Origin of the sequence: Streptomyces sp. XY431 (genome assembly GCF_001279805.1) — a bacterium.
Taxonomy (GTDB): Bacteria; Actinomycetota; Actinomycetes; order Streptomycetales; family Streptomycetaceae; genus Kitasatospora; species Kitasatospora purpeofusca.
This window is the reverse complement of the sequence record NZ_LGDO01000424.1, coordinates 23,194-39,502: the sequence shown is the minus strand read 5'-3', so window position 1 is coordinate 39,502 and position 16,309 is coordinate 23,194. Positions and strand designations below refer to the sequence as shown.

13 protein-coding genes and 1 tRNA gene are annotated in these 16,309 nt (G+C 74.0%); 7 read left to right on the top strand and 7 right to left on the bottom strand.

The window, feature by feature from the left end; genetic code table 11:
• Positions 1 to 115 precede the first annotated feature (115 nt).
• From ADK60_RS27915 to ADK60_RS27890, 6 genes are all read right to left on the bottom strand, one after another.
• The gene (locus ADK60_RS27915; protein WP_045940570.1) at positions 116 to 2,527 is read right to left on the bottom strand and encodes a glycoside hydrolase family 65 protein; all 2,412 of its coding nucleotides are present in this window, start codon (positions 2,525 to 2,527) and stop codon (positions 116 to 118) included.
• Positions 2,524 to 3,306: an HAD family hydrolase gene (locus ADK60_RS27910; protein WP_045940571.1), complete on the bottom strand. Its 783-nt coding sequence runs from the start codon at positions 3,304 to 3,306 to the stop codon at positions 2,524 to 2,526. The genes ADK60_RS27915 and ADK60_RS27910 overlap by 4 nt, the downstream gene beginning before the upstream one ends.
• A 171-nt stretch (positions 3,307 to 3,477) precedes the next feature.
• Entirely contained in the window at positions 3,478 to 4,263 is a 786-nt protein-coding gene (locus ADK60_RS27905) for a VOC family protein (RefSeq protein WP_045940572.1), read from the bottom strand.
• A gap of 184 nt (positions 4,264 to 4,447) precedes the next feature.
• The gene (locus ADK60_RS27900) at positions 4,448 to 6,280 is read right to left on the bottom strand and encodes an LCP family protein (protein WP_079008733.1); all 1,833 of its coding nucleotides are present in this window, start codon (positions 6,278 to 6,280) and stop codon (positions 4,448 to 4,450) included.
• A gap of 182 nt (positions 6,281 to 6,462) precedes the next feature.
• Positions 6,463 to 7,812, bottom strand: coding sequence for a hypothetical protein (locus tag ADK60_RS27895; protein ID WP_053649627.1), 1,350 nt, complete (start codon positions 7,810 to 7,812; stop codon positions 6,463 to 6,465).
• Positions 7,813 to 7,846: 34 nt separating this feature from the next.
• A complete protein-coding gene (locus tag ADK60_RS27890) occupies positions 7,847 to 8,650 on the bottom strand; it encodes an RNA polymerase sigma factor (RefSeq protein WP_053649625.1) in 804 nt (267 codons plus the stop codon).
• A gap of 204 nt (positions 8,651 to 8,854) precedes the next feature.
• On the opposite strand from ADK60_RS27890, the gene ADK60_RS27885 reads away from it, so the two are divergent.
• Positions 8,855 to 9,157: a hypothetical protein gene (locus ADK60_RS27885; RefSeq protein ID WP_053649623.1), complete on the top strand. Its 303-nt coding sequence runs from the start codon at positions 8,855 to 8,857 to the stop codon at positions 9,155 to 9,157.
• A 73-nt stretch (positions 9,158 to 9,230) separates the two neighbouring features.
• Here ADK60_RS27885 and ADK60_RS27880 read toward each other — a convergent pair.
• Positions 9,231 to 9,303 (bottom strand) — tRNA-Lys (locus ADK60_RS27880).
• 419 nt (positions 9,304 to 9,722) lie between these two features.
• Here ADK60_RS27880 and ADK60_RS27875 point away from each other — a divergent pair.
• From ADK60_RS27875 to ADK60_RS27850, 6 genes are all read left to right on the top strand, one after another.
• Positions 9,723 to 10,634 (top strand): aromatic prenyltransferase, encoded by a 912-nt coding sequence (locus tag ADK60_RS27875; RefSeq protein WP_053649621.1) that lies wholly within the window; start codon positions 9,723 to 9,725, stop codon positions 10,632 to 10,634.
• 177 nt (positions 10,635 to 10,811) lie between these two features.
• Positions 10,812 to 11,849 (top strand): mevalonate kinase, encoded by a 1,038-nt coding sequence (gene mvk, locus ADK60_RS27870; protein WP_078896587.1) that lies wholly within the window; start codon positions 10,812 to 10,814, stop codon positions 11,847 to 11,849.
• Positions 11,839 to 12,900, top strand: a complete 1,062-nt coding sequence (mvaD, locus tag ADK60_RS27865) for a diphosphomevalonate decarboxylase (protein ID WP_079008732.1) — start codon at positions 11,839 to 11,841, stop codon at positions 12,898 to 12,900. Before mvk ends, mvaD begins: the two co-directional genes overlap by 11 nt.
• Positions 12,897 to 14,174: a phosphomevalonate kinase gene (locus ADK60_RS27860; protein ID WP_053649619.1), complete on the top strand. Its 1,278-nt coding sequence runs from the start codon at positions 12,897 to 12,899 to the stop codon at positions 14,172 to 14,174. Before mvaD ends, ADK60_RS27860 begins: the two co-directional genes overlap by 4 nt.
• Positions 14,171 to 15,253, top strand: coding sequence for a type 2 isopentenyl-diphosphate Delta-isomerase (gene fni / locus ADK60_RS27855; protein ID WP_045940577.1), 1,083 nt, complete (start codon positions 14,171 to 14,173; stop codon positions 15,251 to 15,253). Before ADK60_RS27860 ends, fni begins: the two co-directional genes overlap by 4 nt.
• Complete coding sequence (locus tag ADK60_RS27850; RefSeq protein ID WP_030397801.1) at positions 15,250 to 16,308, top strand: hydroxymethylglutaryl-coenzyme A reductase family protein; 1,059 nt, start codon at positions 15,250 to 15,252, stop codon at positions 16,306 to 16,308. Before fni ends, ADK60_RS27850 begins: the two co-directional genes overlap by 4 nt.
• Position 16,309 lies beyond the last annotated feature (1 nt).

Genomic DNA, 16,309 nt, shown 5'->3' with positions numbered 1-16,309 from the left:
AGCACCCTCCGCCGCCCCGCCGCCCCCCGCACCCGGGGGTGGCCCGTCCGGGTGAGGGGACGGCAGGACGGAGGGGACGGCGGGGACGGCGGGGAAGGCGGGGAAGGCGCCGGGCCTACTCGGCGGCGAGGTGGTCCGGGCCGGAGGAGATGCGGCCGCCGGGGACGCCCGCCTGGGGCTGGCGGCGGGCCGGTTCGCGGCCGGGCGGCTGGCCGCAGCGCTCCTGGGCGGGCGGCGAGGTGGTCGGCAGCGACACCGGTTCGCCGGCCTTCACCTGCACCTGCTCCCCGTCGTGCCGCAGATGGATCACATCGCCCCGGCGCAGCGTGTACGTGGTCTCGTCGTGGTCGATCCGCACCGCCAGCAGCTTCCCCCGGATCAGCAGCGAGAAGCCGATCCGGGTCAGCCCGGCCGGCAGCCTGGGCCGGAACCACAGCGCCTCTCCGTGGTCCCGCAGTCCGCCGAAGCCCGCCACCAGCGCGATGCAGGCCCCGGCGAGCGAGGCCATGTGCAGGCCGTCCCGGGTGTTGCCGCCGAGGTCGTGGAGGTCCATCAGGGCGGCCTCGGCGGTGTAGTCGTACGCGAGGTCGAGCTGCCCGACCTCGGCGGCGATCACCGCCTGGGTGCACGCGGAGAGCGAGGAGTCGCGGACGGTCAGCCGCTCGTAGTAGGCGAAGTTGCGGGCCTTCTGCTCGTCGGTGAACGCGTCGCCGCGGACCTGCATGGCGAGCACCAGGTCGGCCTGCTTGACCACCTGCTTCCGGTACAGGTCGAAGTACGGGTAGTGCAGCAGCAGCGGGTAGTTCTCCGCCGGGGTGTTCTCGAAGTCCCAGACCTGGTGGTCGGTGAAGCCGTCGGCCTGCGGGTGGACGCCGAGGTTGGCGTCGTAGGGGACGAACATCGCCGCGGCGGCGTCCCGCCAGGCCGCCGTCTCCTCGGTGTCGACGCCGAGCGCGGCGGCCTCGCGCGGGTGCCGGGCGGCGGACTCGGCGGCGGCGAGCAGGTTCGTCTGCGCCATCAGGTTGGTGTAGACGTTGTTGTCGGCGACGGCGCTGTACTCGTCGGGGCCGGTCACGCCCTCGATCCGGAACCGGCCGGCGGCGTCGTGGTGGCCGAGCGAGCGCCACATCCGGGCCGTCTCGACCAGGAGTTCGAGCCCGTACTCGCGCTCGAACTCGACGTCCCCGCTGGTCCGGACGTAGCGGGCGACGGCGACCGCGATGTCCGCGCCGATGTGGAACGCGGCGGTGCCGGCCGGCCAGTAGCCGGAGCACTCCTCGCCGCGGATCGTCCGCCAGGGGAACACCGCCCCGGCGAGGCCGAGCTGGACCGCGCGCTCGCGGGCCATCGGCAGGGTGGTGTGCCGCCAGCGCAGGGCCTGGGTGACGGCGGACGGCAGGCAGTAGGTGAGCACCGGCAGCACGAAGGCCTCGGTGTCCCAGAAGCTGTGCCCGTCGTAGCCGGGGCCGGTCAGCCCCTTGGCCGGGATGGCGCGCTCCTCGCTCCGGGCCCCGGCCTGGAGCACGTGGAAGAGGGCGAACCTGACGGCCTGCTGGAGTTCGACGTCGCCCTCGATCTCGACATCGCTGGTCTCCCAGAACTCCCGGAGGAAGTCGGCCTGTTCGGCGACCAGGTCGTCCCAGCCGGTGTACCGGGCGGCGGTCAGCGCGGCCTCCACCTGGTCCCGGACGGCGGGCAGCGAGCGGGTCGCGGACCAGCCGTAGGCCATGTACTTCACCAGCCGCAGCCGCTCGCCGGGGCGGAGCACGGTGGTGACGCTGATCCGGCAGTGGTCCTCCTCCGCCTCGGCGACGGTGTCCAGCCGGTCCGGCCCCTCGATCACATGGTCCATGCCGGCGGCGACCCGGATGCCGCTGTAGCGGGTGCGGTGCACCAGCACCGCCTTCGTCCCGCCGGCGTGGCTGGCCTCGGCGAGCAGCGGGGCCTCCAGCACGGCGGCGGCCCTCGGGTCGCCGTCGGCGCCGCCGGGCAGCTGCTCGTTGGCCACGAGTTCGCTCTGCAGCACGATCCGCACCGGGGCGTCCACCGCCTCCACGGTGTACTCGATCGCGGCGACCGCCCGCTGGGTGAGCGAGACCAGCCGGGTGGATTCGACCCGGACGGTCCGCCCGGCCGGTGAGGTCCACTCGGCGGACCGCCGCAGCAGGCCGTCGCGGAAGTCCAACCAGCGGCGGTGGCTGACCAGTTCGCCGTAGCGGAGGTCGAAGGGCTCGTCGTCCACCAGCAGTCGGACGATCTTGCCGTTGGTGACGTTGATGACGCTCTGGCTGGACTCCGGGTAGCCGTAGCCGCCCTCGCCGTACGGCATCGGGCGCAGCTCGAAGACACCGTTGAGATAGGTGCCGGGCAGGCCGTGCGGCTCACCCTCGTCGAGGTTGGCGCGCAGGCCGATGTGGCCGTTGGAGAGCGCGAACACGGATTCGGCGCGGGCCATCGAGGTGAGGTCGAGGCCCGGTTCGACGACCTGCCACGGGTCGACGACGAAGGGCTGCTCCTGGCCGGTCATGCCGGTGTCTCCTCGGGCTTGTCGGGGGTCTGCGGCCCGGGGTCGGGGATCAGTTCGGCGAGGTCCCGGACCACCACGGTGGCGCCGTCGCGGCGCAGTTCGGCGGCCTGGCCGACCCGGTCCACCCCGACCACCGCGCCGAAGCCGCCGGCCCGGCCGGAGGCGACCCCGGCCAGCGCGTCCTCGAACACGGCGGCGTGCGCGGGCTCGACGCCCAGCGTCCGGGCGGCGGCCAGGTAGGTGTCCGGCGCGGGCTTGCCCGGCAGTCCGTCGCGGGCGGCGACGAGGCCGTCCACGATCACGTCGAAGTAGCCCTCGATGCCCGCGGACCGCAGCACGTCCCGGCAGTTGGCGCTGGACGAGACCACGGCGGTGGGCAGGCCGAGCGCGCGCAGCCGGCGCACGTAGTCGACCGAGCCCCGGTAGGGCGCGACGCCCTGCTCGCGGATCATCCGCAGCACGGTGTCGTTCTTGGCCCGGCTGATGCCCTGGACGGTGCGGGCGCCCGGCGGGTCGGCGTCGGTGCCCTCGGGCAGCTCGATCCCCCGGCTGCCGAGGAAGGCGCGGGTGCCGTCGAGTCTGGGCCGCCCGTCCACGAAGGCGTCGTAGTCGGCGACGGCGTCGAAGGGGGTGAACGGCCCGCCGGTGCGGGCGGCTTCGGCCCGCAGGAAGGCGTCGAAGGTGTCCTTCCAGGCCGCGGCGTGCACCGTGGCGGTCTGGGTGAGCACCCCGTCGAGGTCGAACAGGAAAGCGCGGATGTCGTCCGGTAGCCCCAGCATGGGTGCAGTCTTACCCGCCGGAGCGCGTCCGACCGCCCATTCCCGGCGGCGCGTCGCGGGAACGGGCGGCCCGGCCGGCGCGGGCGGGCCGCCCGGGGCCCGGGGGGAGTCCGGGGCCCGTGGGACGTCCAGGGCCCGTGGGAGGTCCGGGTTCCGGGGGGAGCGCGGGGCTCAGGGGGAGTCCGGGGTGGCGGTGAGCGCGAAGACCGCGCCCTGCGGGTCCCGCACCACCGCCATCCGCCCGGCCTGCATGTCGAACGGCGGCTGGACCACCGAGCCGCCGGCCTTCACCAGGGCGTCCACCGTGGAGTCGGTGTCGTCCACCGAGAAGTAGGTCATCCAGTGCGAGGGGGTGCCCGGCGGCAGGTACTCGGCGACCGGCTGCATGCCGCCCACCGTGTGGTCGCCGACGTTGAGCGAGTAGAAGCCGTCCATGCCCTGGACCGTGGCCGGGCGCAGGCCGAGCGCCTGCTGGTAGAACCGTCCGGCCGCCCCGGTGTCCGTGGTGTTGAGCTCGTTCCAGACCAGCGCGCCGGGCTCGTTGACGACGCCCGCGCCGATGAACTCCAGCTTCTGCCAGACGCCGAAGACCGCACCGGTCGGGTCCGCCGCGACCAGCATCCGGCCGGTGTCGCCCACGTCCATCACCGGGTACACGATGGTGCCGCCGGCGCCGGAGATGGCCTGCCCGGCCGCGTCGACATCGTCGGCGGCGAGGTAGGTGGTCCAGGAGACCGGGGGCAGCGGCTGCCCCTCCGGACCGGAGCGGGCCATGATCCCGGCAACCGGCCTGCCGTTGAGCGAGCACACGGCGTAGCCGCCGAACTCGGGCGGGCCGACTTCGCCCTGCCAGCCGAACAGGTCGCGGTAGAAGTCGAGCGCGGCCTGCTGGTCGCTCGCCATCAGGTCCACCCAGCACGGGGTGCCGGGCTTGTACGGTGCGGTGACTACGGGCATTCCTGGGCCTCCAAGCGATGGTCCTCCGCCGGACGGGCCACCGGGCGCAGGCCCCCTCGGGCCGCGCGGCCGGACGGCCGTACACCGCCCACGATCGCCGTGCCTCCGCGATCCCGCCACCGGACGGCGTCCCGGCGCCTCCACCGCCGCCTCCGGCCCCGGCGCGCACCGGGGCCGGGGCGGGTCAGCCGCCGGAGCCGTAGGTGGTGTTGTCGCAGATGTTGTCGTCCGCCGAGCGGGCGTCGGCGACGAGGCTGCTGGGCAGCGGCTGGGGCACGGCGGGGGCGGACGGGGCCGCCGCCGAGGCGCTGCCGGAGGCGCCCGGGGTGGTGGCGCCGTTGGCCGCCGCGAAGTCCTTGCCGACGATCACGGTGACACCGGCCGAGGTGCCGGGCTCGACCACCGCGCCGGGGAACACCGCGGCGACCTTCTCCGCGTTCGCCTTCTGCCCGGAGCCGTACTGGACCATCGTGGTCGTGTACTTGAGGTTGTCGGCCCGGCCGACGGCGGTGGCGGTGAACTTGGCCGCCTTCAGCTGCTCGGCCGCCTTGCCGGCCATGCCGGTGGCGCTGGTGCCGGTGTAGACCGACACCTTGATGTTCCTGGTGTCGGCGAGCGGGGAACCGGACGCGGCGGCGTGGGCCGCGGCCGCCGGGGTGGTCGCGGTGGTCGCCGCCACGGCCGGCGGGGCGGTCGGCGAGGGGGCCTCGGCCGGCTGCTCGCCGGTGGCGTTCTGGCCGTCGATGGTCTGATCGGCCTTGAGGGTGTCCCAGAGCTTCTTGGCGTCCGCCTGGACGATGTCGATGTTCGGGTCCACGGTGCGGTAGCGCCAGGGCAGGGTGACGAACTTGAGGTCGTGCAGGTCGATGTTGCGCAGCGAGAGGCCGAAGGACATCAGCTTGTCGGCGCTGTCGAGGCCGGGGTCGACGGTGAGCGAGCTGGTGGCGGCGTTGGCGAGCGGCAGCAGGGTGGTCGGGTTGAGCCCCTGCTTCTTGATCTTGCTCGCCAGCGAGCTGATGAAGGCCTGCTGGCGCTTCATCCGGCCGATGTCGGAGCCGTCGCCGATGCCGTGCCGCAGCCGCACGTAGTCGAGGGCCTGCTGGCCCTCCACCTTCTGCGGGCCCTTCTTCAGGACCACGGCGCCCTTGGCGTTCAGCTTCTCGTTGAGGTCCTTCTCGTAGATGTCCTCGGGCAGGCAGACGTCCACGCCGTCGACCGCCTTGGTCATCGCCGAGAAGCCCTGGAAGTCCACCACCATGGTGTGGTCGACCCGGATCCCGGTGAGCTTCTCCACGGTGTTCTGGGTGCAGGCGGGGTTGCCGTCGTCGGAGCCGCCGGTGGAGAAGGCCGCGTTGAACAGGTCACTGTTCGAGCCCTTGGTCCACTTGCCGTTGGGCAGTTTGCAGGACGGGATGGGCACCATCGCGTTGCGCGGTATGGAGATGCCCACGGCGTGCTTGTGGTCGGCATAGACGTGCAGCAGGATCGTGGTGTCCGAGCGGGCGCCGCCGTCCTCGCCGCCGCCGAGGTCGGAGTTGTTCTTGCCCCGGCTGTCGGAGCCGATCAGCAGCAGGTTGACGGGCTTGTTGCCGTCCGCGTCGGCCTGCGCCTCCGGCGGGCGGTCCTTGGCTATCGCGTCCGCGTCGAACGACTTGATGTTGCCGTTGAGCTTGTAGTAGATCAGCCCACCGCACCCGGCCACCAGGACGAGCGCGCCGGCGGCGGACCAGGCGGCGATCTTCTTGACGTCGCGCTTCGGTTTGCGGGCGGCGGCCCTGGCCGCGGCCCGTCCGCCGCCACCGGCCGGGGGCGGCCCGGCCTGGGCCTGAGGCGTCCCGGCCTTGGCCTGGCCCGGTTTGCCCTGGGCGGCCCGTCGGGCCTCGGCGCGGCCGCCGGGCCGGGGCCCGGGCACCGAGGCGCCGGGTGTGCCGGGTGCACCGCCGGCGGCACCGTCGGCCGTGAGCGCACCGGGCGCGTCGTCACCGCGAGCCGGACCCTCGCCCCACTGACCTGACATGCCTGAACCTTTCACCGGCGGACGCTGCGCCCACTACGACCGGACGCACTGCACACAGAGAGACGGTCGAGACCGCTCCCGGGTTGCACGTACGACGGTCGCAATAACCGACGAACACCCCCGGCCGCGCCGTCCGCGGCCCTCCGTACGGGTCCGATGTCCCCCAACGAACCCGCCTGGGATCATACAAACCGATCGTCAGAGTGCATCGCTCGCATGCTCGGCGTGGTCAGCTGTAATCCCGACCGCCTCAATCGCGACACCTGCGGCACTGGCGGCGCCGGTGGTCCGGCGACGGACGGTCCACCGCCTTCCGGCACGACCGGGCCGAGCAGCAGCACCAGTCCGAACAGGCGTCGCTCGGCGCTCTCCGCACAGGCCGCCCGCCCGGTCAACCCGAATTCGTCCAGCTCGCGGACCGCCGTGGAGACCTGGCCGGAGAGTTCGCGCAGGGAGAGCGGATCCGGCAGCGCGACCAGCTGGTCCAGCAGCGCCAAGGTGACCGCGAAGCCCTTCAGCTCCTCCAGCAGCGAAGGCCAAGGCCGTCGTCCGCCCGCACGGTCCCGGATCAGCGCGCAGACCAGCTCGCGCACTCTGCCGACCAGTTCTCCCAGCAGCAGCAGCTCCGACGGGGCACCGGAGGACGTTCCCGGGCCGGCACCCGAGGCACCCGCGACACCGGGCAGTGCCGCGGCCCAGTACCCGCCCCGCCCCGGTGGACCCTCGAAGCGGTACCAGCCGTCCCCCGCGATGCCGAGCACCCGCCCGGCCCTGCCGCCGAGCGCGGTGAACACCTCCTCCTCCACCGCCACGACCGGCGCCCCGGGGACGAAGCGGCCGATGGCCGGCTCGCGCCTCGACGCCAGCAGACGACGCACCCCCCGGCTGCCGCGGGTCGCCCATCGGCTCTCCCACTCCTCCGGCCGGCGCCGGCCGATCCACAGGGCCAGCGCATGGGGCGGCACATGCCGGGGCAGTTCCGCGACCAGGCAACGGACCCAGAGGCCGAGCGAGCTCCGGTCCACCCCTTCCGGCACGAGGTACAGCACCCCGTCCCCGGCCTGCTCCGCGGCCACCGGCTCCTCCCAGCCCGCGAGTCGGGCGGCCACGTCGAGGATCACCCTCAGCCGGTGAAGGAGCGGCTCCCGCTGTTCCCGTCCGAAGGACTCGATGTCGACGCTCAGGAACAGGCAGTGCTGCCCGTCCAGGTAGTGCCGAGGGACCTCGTCCACCGGGTCCTCCGCCGGGACCGGGGCGTCCGGCCAGCGCTCCGGGCCGGGGTGGGGCTCGACCTCCTCCAGCGCGAGCCCCGGGGAGACCGAGGACTCCGCCAGGGTGCCCAGGAAGCTCCGCAGGTCGGGGGTGAGACCGCTGGTGTCCACCTCGGCCGGGCCGTCCGGCGGCACGGACAGCCCCGCCAGCTCGGCCGCCCAGGCGGCGGTCTCCTCGTCGGCGCCGCCCGCCGACGACAGCACCTGTCGAGCCCAACGGATCAGGTCGCCGGTGACGGCCTCGGGCATGGGATTGGTCATGAGTGCGTCCTCCTCCGTTCTGGTCTGTCGGGCTCTACTGGCCGGCATCGAGCGTCCCGCGGAACCGCAGCATCCGCATGGCCACCGCGTCCGCCGAGATGCCGAGTACTCGGCCGATCTCCGCATCGGACATGCCACAGGCCCGTCCGTACACGATCTGTGCGATCACTCGGCACCGCTCCGGACCGATGCCCGGCTGCAACCGGGCGATCAACTCCTCGGCGGCGGCCAGTCCGTGCTCCGCGTCGCCGAAGACCTCGTCGGCCGCCGGGCCGGTGCCGTGCGCGGTCTCGGGCAGGCCGTCCGCCGGCAGCGGTTCGGGCTCCCGCCGGTGCTCGCGCAGCCAGCGGCGGTGGGCGTCGGGGAAGGCGAGCAGCACCGCGCCGACGAAGTACGAGGCGAGCGTGGCGCCGCCGTCGCAGTTCCAGTCGCCGCCGACGAGGGCGTGCTCACGGAACCGGTGCCAGGCGAGCGTGACCGCCTCGCCGACCACCGACTCCCGTTCGTCGAGCCGCTCCCGCAGGGCCGTCCGCTCGGCCTGGTCGCCCTGGAGCGGGCGGCCCTTGTCGAAGCAGCGGCGGTATATCTCGCCGGTGGTGATCCAGCGGTGCAGGGTCCGCCGGCCGCGTTCCAGCAGCCCGGCCTCCAGCACCACGTACTCGGGGCCGGTCCAGCCCCGGGCGGCGAGCCGGTCCACGAGCGCCTGGTCCGCCTTGCGCCGGACCGCGGACTCGTCGGTCGCGGCCGACGGGGCGGCCGCGAGCCGCTCGGCGGCACCCGGAGCTCTACGGGGTGGCGTCGGTTGCGGCCAGGCACCGCTCCGCTCGACCTGCACCATCGACCCTCCTGAAAATCAAGCGCCGCACACCGCGCTGCCCTCGACCGGCGTTATAGGCACCGGCCCGCGGATCGCCAACGGTCAGTCAGAACAATTGTCCGCCACGGCATTTGGCCGGGCCCGGCGTGGGGAGCGGGGTAGGTCGGCGCCTATGCCGGTGATGACGGGGTCCGCCGGACCCGGCCCACCGCGCAGGAGTGCACCATGTCGCACCAGCCCCAGCAGAACCCCGACCCCGCGACCGGCCCGACCCCGTCGGCCGCCCCGGCCACCCGGGTCGGCCCGGTCGCGCAGGTCGCCACGGCCCCGGCCCCCGTATCCCCGGTCGCCGCGTCATCGGTCGCCGCGGACGGGCCGCAGGACACGGCGGCGGCGCCGGTGCTGGACCTGCGGATCGGCGGGGTCCGACTGCTGCTCGAAGTGCCCGCCCGGCTCCATGTGCTGGCCTCCGGCCTGATCAGCTCGGGGATCGCGGCCGGCCTCGGCTACCTGGTCGCCCACCGCTGACCGCCGGCGGACCGGGGCACCGCACGACGAAGGCCCGGGCCGGAGGTTCTCCGGCCCGGGCCTTTCGCGTCGGTGGGGCGCCAGGGGCTCGAACCCTGAACCTACGGATTAAAAGTCCGCTGCTCTACCCATTGAGCTAGCACCCCGACACCGTGGACATCATGCCAGACCGGGCCGCCCCGTGCCGCCGAATACCCCCCGCGTCCGGGGTCCCGGGGTCGGACCCGGGGGCGTGACCCAGGTCACTTTCCGGGGGGCTTGGCCCCCGGGCGGGGCGCGTGTCACTATTTCTGCACGCCCACCCTGCCCAAAACCCGTTCCGGGGGCGGGTGTTGAGTGCCAGAACCACCGGTCCGCGCAGGTCGGACCAGGTCTTCGGTCGGCACGGCAGTGATTCCCTCGGTTCGTCCGTCACCCGCGTGTGCCTCGGCGTACGCACCCGCCCGGTGTCCGGTGCGGGTGTCCGGCCCGCGGCTGACGGCTGTGCGACGTCGCGGCGTGCACGACCCCCGCGACGAACCCCCCAGATCCACACAGACGCCACGATTGGACAGGTGGAAGAAGAATGTCGGAAAGCGCCTTCCTGGAGAACTTCTACGCGGCCATCGAGGGAACCGCCCGCGTGGTGGACGTGCCCTTCGAGCGCGAGACGGTGTGGCCGATCCTGACCGCCTACCAGGACGTGCTGCCGGAGTCGGTGATCTCCTTCCGGGTGCAGAACAGCCCGCTCGGTGCCGATGACCTCGACTGCCGGTTCACCATGCTCCCCCGGGGCCTCGACCCCTACGCCGTCGCGCTGGCGAACGGCCTGACCGAGAAGACCGACCACCCCGTCGGCAAGCTGCTGGCCGAGGTCCACGGCGAGCTCCCGATCGACAGCTGCGGCGTCGACTTCGGGGTCCGGGCCGGGTTCACCAAGACCTGGTCCTTCCCCACCATCGAGCGGCTGCTGACGGTCCGCGAGGTCGCCGCGCTGCCGTCGGCGCCGGAGGGCATCACTGCCAACCTGGAGCTGTTCGACCGCTACGGCCTGTCGGACATCGTCAGCACCGTCGGCATCGACTACGGCAGCCGGACCGTCAACCTCTACTTCGGCGGCGGGGCCTCCGGCCGGGTGCCGCGGGAGACCTTCGCGCCCGAGGGCGTCCGCTCGCTGCTCGCCGAACTGGGCCTGCCGGCCCCGAGCGAGGAGCTGCTGACCTTCAACGAGAAGGCGTTCGTCATGTACGCCACGCTGAGCTGGGACTCCCCGAAGATCTCGCGGATCACCTACTCCGTCATGACGCCCGAGCCGCTCGCGCTGCCGGTGACCGTCGCCCCGCAGATCACCCGGCTGGTCCAGGACGCCCCGTACAGCACCGAGGGCCGCAACTTCGTCTACGGCGTGACGGTCACGCCCAAGGGCGAGTACCACAAGATCCAGTCGTACTACCAGTGGCGCCGGCCGGTCGAGAAGATGCTCGTCGCCGAGCAGTAACACGCGGCACCCGCACCACCCGGGCCTGCCGGGGACCAGAACACGGTCCCCGGCGGGCCCTTTTCCGTCCCGGCCCGGGCCCGGGTGCCGCGTCCGACGCGGCACCCGGGCCCCGCCGGCGGATTCCCGCCCGCCACCGGATTCCTTCCTTCCGAGAACTCTGGATGAGCGATCTCCATGCAGAAACGAAACGGGGAGCTGAGTTCGTTGTCCCTACCCGCCGCACCCGAGGGGTTGTCGGAGAACCGCGGCGCCCGGCCGGTCGGCACCGGCCGGGCCCGGGCCAAGGCGATCGTGCTGGGTGAGCACGCGGTCGTCTACGGAGCCCCGGCGCTCGCCCTCCCGCTCCCGCAGCTGGGTGTCACCGCCACCGCCGGGTACTCCGCGCAGTCCCCGGCCGACCCGGACGACTTCTCCCTCACCATGACCGGCTCCGAGTCCCGGCCCAAGGCCGCCCAGGCCTCCGGCGGACTGCACCGGCTGACCGCCGAGTTCCGGGCCGCCATGGGCGTGCCCGACCGCCTGCACCTCGATGTGATCATCGACTGCGCGATCCCGGTCGGCCGCGGCCTCGGCTCCAGCGCCGCCTGCGCGCGGGCCGTGGTGCACGCGCTGGCCGACCTGTTCGAGCGCGAGGTCACCCCGCAGCAGGCGTTCGACCTGGTGCAGACCGCCGAGAACGTGGCCCACGGCCGGGCCAGCGGCGTCGACGCGATGGCCGTCGGCGCGACCGCCCCGCTGCTGTTCCGGGCCGGCCGGGCCGAGGAGCTGCCGATCGGCTGCGACGGCCTGTTCATCGTCGCCGACAGCGGCGTGGCGGGCCGGACCAAGGACGCCGTCGAGCTGCTCCGCGAGGGCTTCCGGCAGCGGCCGGGCACCCAGGAGGCCTTCCTGCGCCGGGCCTCCGAACTGACCGGGACCGCCCGGCTGGCACTCGCCGAGGGCCGGCCGGAGCAGCTCGGCGCCCAGCTCACCGACTACCACGAGCTGCTCCGCGCGGGCGGCCTGAGCACCGACCGGATCGACGGGATGGTCTCGGCCGCACTGGCCGCCGGCGGCCTCGGCGCCAAGATCACCGGCGGCGGCATGGGCGGCTGCGTGATCGCGCTGGCGTCCGAGGAGTCGGCCGCGGAGGTCACCCGCGCGCTGCTCGCCGCCGGCGCCGTCCAGACCTGGTCCGTACCGCTGAGGGAGTACCCCGGCCATGGCCGCTGAGCAGCCGACCGCCACCACCCGCCCGCGCCCCGGCACCGGGAGCGCCGCCGGGGACGCCACCGCCGTCGCCCACCCGAACATCGCGCTGGTCAAGTACTGGGGCAAGCGGGACGAGCAGCTCGTCCTCCCCTGGACCGACAGCCTCTCGATGACCCTGGACGTGTTCCCGACCACCACCCGGGTCCGGCTCGACCCCGGGGCCGGGGAGGACACCGTGACACTCGACGGCGCGCCCCTGGACGGCGAGCCGCGCCGCCGGGTGACGGCCTTCCTCGACCTGGTCAGGGAACGCGCCGGGAGCCCGCTGCGGGCCGTCGTGGACACCCGCAACACCGTCCCCACCGGCGCCGGACTGGCCTCCTCCGCGAGCGGCTTCGCCGCGCTGGCCACCGCCGCCGGCGCCGCGTACGGACTCGGCCTGGACGCCACCGGGCTGTCCCGGCTGGCCCGGCGCGGCTCCGGCTCGGCCTCGCGCTCCGTCTTCGGCGGCTTCGCGATCTGGCACGCCGGGCAGCCGGACCGCGGGGGCGACCCCGACCTCGGCTCCTACGCCGAACCGGTCCCGGTGCCGGTGGCCGCGCTGGACCCGGCGCTGGTGGTCGCGGTGGTCGACGCCGGCCCGAAGGCGGTGTCCAGCCGCGAGGCGATGCGGCGCACCGTCGCCACCTCGCCGCTGTACCGGCCGTGGGCCGCCTCCAGCCAGGCCGACCTGGCCGAGATGCGGGAGGCGCTGCATCGGGCCGACCTGGACGCGGTGGGCGAGGTCGCCGAGCGGAACGCGCTCGGGATGCACGCCACCATGCTGGCGGCCCGCCCCGCGGTGCGCTACCTCTCGGCGGCCACCGTGACCGTGCTGGACGCGGTGCTGGAGCTGCGCCGGGCCGGGGTGTCGGCCTGGGCGACCATGGACGCCGGACCCAACGTCAAGGTGCTCTGCCGGCGGTCCGAGGCGGACCGGGTGGCCGGGGTGGTCCGCGAGGCCGTCCGCGGCGGTTCGGTGCACATCGCCGGCCCCGGACCGGGCGCCCGGCTGCTGGACGCGGACGCGTGACCACCGGCCGCCCGCCGGTGGTCCGGCGCGCGCCGGGCAAGCTGTTCGTCGCGGGCGAGTACGCGGTGGTGGAGCCGGGCAACCCGGCGGTCCTGGTGGCGGTCGACCGGTATGTCACCGCCACCGTCACCGAGCCCGCCGGGACCGGGACGGCGGTCTCCTCCGACCTCCTCGCGGCGCCGGTGCGCTGGCTCCGCCGGGGCGACCGGCTCGACCCGGTCGGGGTCGAGGACGCCGACCGGGCCCGCCGGGAGCTGGCCCATGTGCTCGCCGCACTCCGGACCGTCACCCGACTGCTGGCCGAACACGGGCGCCCGGCGCCGGAGTTGGACATCGCGATCAGCAGCGAGCTGCACCAGGACGGGGTCAAGTTCGGCCTCGGGTCGAGCGGTGCGGTGACCGTGGCGACCGTCGCGGCGGTGGCCGCGCACTGCGGTCTGACGCTGTCGGCCGAGGAGCGGTACCGGCTGGCGCTGCTGGCCTCGGCCGAACTCGACCCCAAGGGCTCCGGCGGCGACCTGGCCGCCAGCACCTGGGGCGGCTGGATCGCCTACCGGGCGCCCGACCGGGCCGCCGTGCTCGACCTGGTCCGCCGGCGGGGGGTGGCCGGGGCGCTGGCGGAGCCCTGGCCGGGCTTCGAGGTGCGCCGGCTGCCGCCGCCCCCGGGGGTGGCGCTGGAGGTCGGCTGGACCGGCACCCCCGCCTCCACCACGGAGCTGGTGTCCGGGCTGCACCGCAGGGCCTGGCGCGGCACCCCGCCGCACCGCCGGTTCGTGGCCGCCAGCGCCGACCTGGTGCGGGCCGCCGCCGACGCGCTCGAACACGGCGACCGGCCCGCGCTGCTGGACAGCGTCCGGCGCGCCCGCCGGGAGCTGGCCCGGCTCGACGAGGAGGCCGGGCTCGGCGTCTTCACGCCCGCCCTGACGGCGCTGTGCGACACCGCCGAGGCCGTCGGCGGCGCGGCCAAGCCCTCCGGCGCGGGGGGCGGTGACTGCGGCATCGCCCTGCTGGAGGTGCCGGACACCCGGACCGCCCCGGAAGCCCTGGACGCCCCGGAAGCCCCGGAAGCCCCTGGCCCCCGCGCCACCCACGACACCCGCGCCACCCCCGACGCCCCGGGCACCCGGACCGCCCCGGGTCCCGCCGCGTCCCACAACTCCCACGCCGGGGCCACCGGCGCCTCGCCGGACATCGACCACCTACGGGAACGGTGGGCCGCGGCCGGGGTGCGACCCCTGGACCTGCGTCCCGCCACGGAAGGGAACGAGGAATGATCTCTCAACGCAAGGACGACCACGTCCGGCTCGCGGTCGAGCAGCAGCACGGCCACGTCGGACGCAACCAGTTCGACGAGGTGACGTTCGTCCACCACGCCCTGGCCGGGATCGACCGCCCGGACGTGTCGCTGGCCACGGACTTCGCCGGCTTCTCCTGGCCGGTCCCGCTGTACATCAACGCGATGACCGGCGGCAGCGAGATGACCGGCAGAATCAACCGGGACCTCGCGATCGCCGCCCGGGAGACCGGGGTGCCGATCGCCTCCGGTTCGATGAGCGCCTACTTCAAGGACGAGTCCTGCGCCGGCACCTTCAGCGTGCTGCGCGAGGAGAACCCGGACGGCTTCGTCCTGGCCAACGTCAACGCCACCGCCTCGGTCGACAAGGCGCGCCGCGCCGTCGACCTGCTGAAGGCCGACGCGCTGCAGATCCACATCAACACCGTCCAGGAGACGGTGATGCCGGAGGGCGACCGCTCCTTCTCCGCCTGGGTGCCGCAGATCGGCCGGATCGTGGAGGGCGTGGGTGTCCCGGTCATCGTCAAGGAGGTCGGCTTCGGCCTCAGCCGGGAGAGCGTCCTTGTCCTGCGCGACCTGGGCGTGCGGGTGGCCGACCTCGGCGGCCGGGGCGGCACCGACTTCGCCCGGATCGAGAACGGCCGGCGCGACCTGCGCGACTACACCTTCCTGGAGGGCTGGGGCCTGTCCACCGCCGCGTGTCTCCTGGACAGCCGGGGCGTGGACCTGCCGGTGCTGGCCTCCGGCGGCGTGCGCCACCCGCTGGACGTGGCCCGGGCCCTGGCGCTCGGCGCCAACGGCGTCGGGGCGTCCGGCACCTTCCTGCGCACCCTGATGGACGAGGGCGTGGAGGCGCTGGTCACCCAGCTGACCAGCTGGCTGGACCAGTTGGCGGCGCTGATGACCATGCTCGGCGCGGCCACCCCGGCCGCGCTGACCGGCCGGGACCTGCTGATCCAGGGCACCCTGCGCGAGTTCTGCGCCGACCGCGGCATCGACACCGCGCAGTTCGCCCGGCGTTCCGCCGCCGGGACCACCACCACCGGAGGCATCCGATGACCGAGGACCACGCCATCGCCGGCGTCCCGATGCGCTGGGTGGGTCCGGTGCGCATCTCGGGCAACGTCACCACCACCGAGACCCATGTCCCGCTGGCCACCTACGAGTCGCCGCTGTGGCCCTCGGTGGGCCGGGGCGCCAAGGTCTCGATGCTCGCCGAGCAGGGCATCGTCGCCACCCTGGTGGACGAGCGGATGACCCGCTCGGTGCTGGTCGAGGCGACCGACGCGGGGACGGCGCTGGCCGCCGCCCGGAGTATCCGGGACCGCTTCGCGGAGCTGCAGGAGGTGGTGCGCGGCTGCAGCCGGTTCGCCGAACTCGTCGGCGTCCGGCACGAGATCAACGCCAACCTGCTGTTCGTCCGGTTCGAGTTCACCACCGGCGACGCCTCCGGGCACAACATGGCCACCCTCGCCTCCGACGTGCTGCTGCAGCACCTGCTGCAGACCGTCCCCGGCATCTCCTACGGGTCGATCTCGGGCAACTACTGCACCGACAAGAAGGCCACCGCGGTCAACGGCATCCTGGGCCGGGGCAAGAACGTGGTGACCGAGCTGCTGGTGCCGCGGGAGGTCGTCACCGGGGTGCTGCACACCACCGCGGCGAAGATCGTCCAGCTGAACATCCGCAAGAACATGCTCGGCACCCTGCTCGCCGGCGGCATCCGCTCGGCCAACGCCCACTTCGCGAACATGCTGCTCGGCTTCTACCTGGCCACCGGCCAGGACGCGGCCAACATCGTCGAGGGCTCGCAGGGCGTCGTGATGGCCGAGGACCGCGACGGCGACCTGTACTTCGCCTGCACCCTGCCGAACCTGATCGTCGGCACGGTCGGCAACGGCAAGGGGCTCGCCTTCGTGGAGACCAACCTGGCCCGGCTGGGCTGCCGGGCCGACCGCGAGCCCGGCGAGAACGCCCGCCGGCTCGCCGTCATCGCGGCGGCGACCGTGCTCTGCGGCGAGCTGTCGCTGCTCGCGGCGCAGACCAACCCGGGCGAGCTGATGCGCGCCCACGTCCACCTGGAACGCGGCAACACGGAGAAGGTCGGGGTATAGC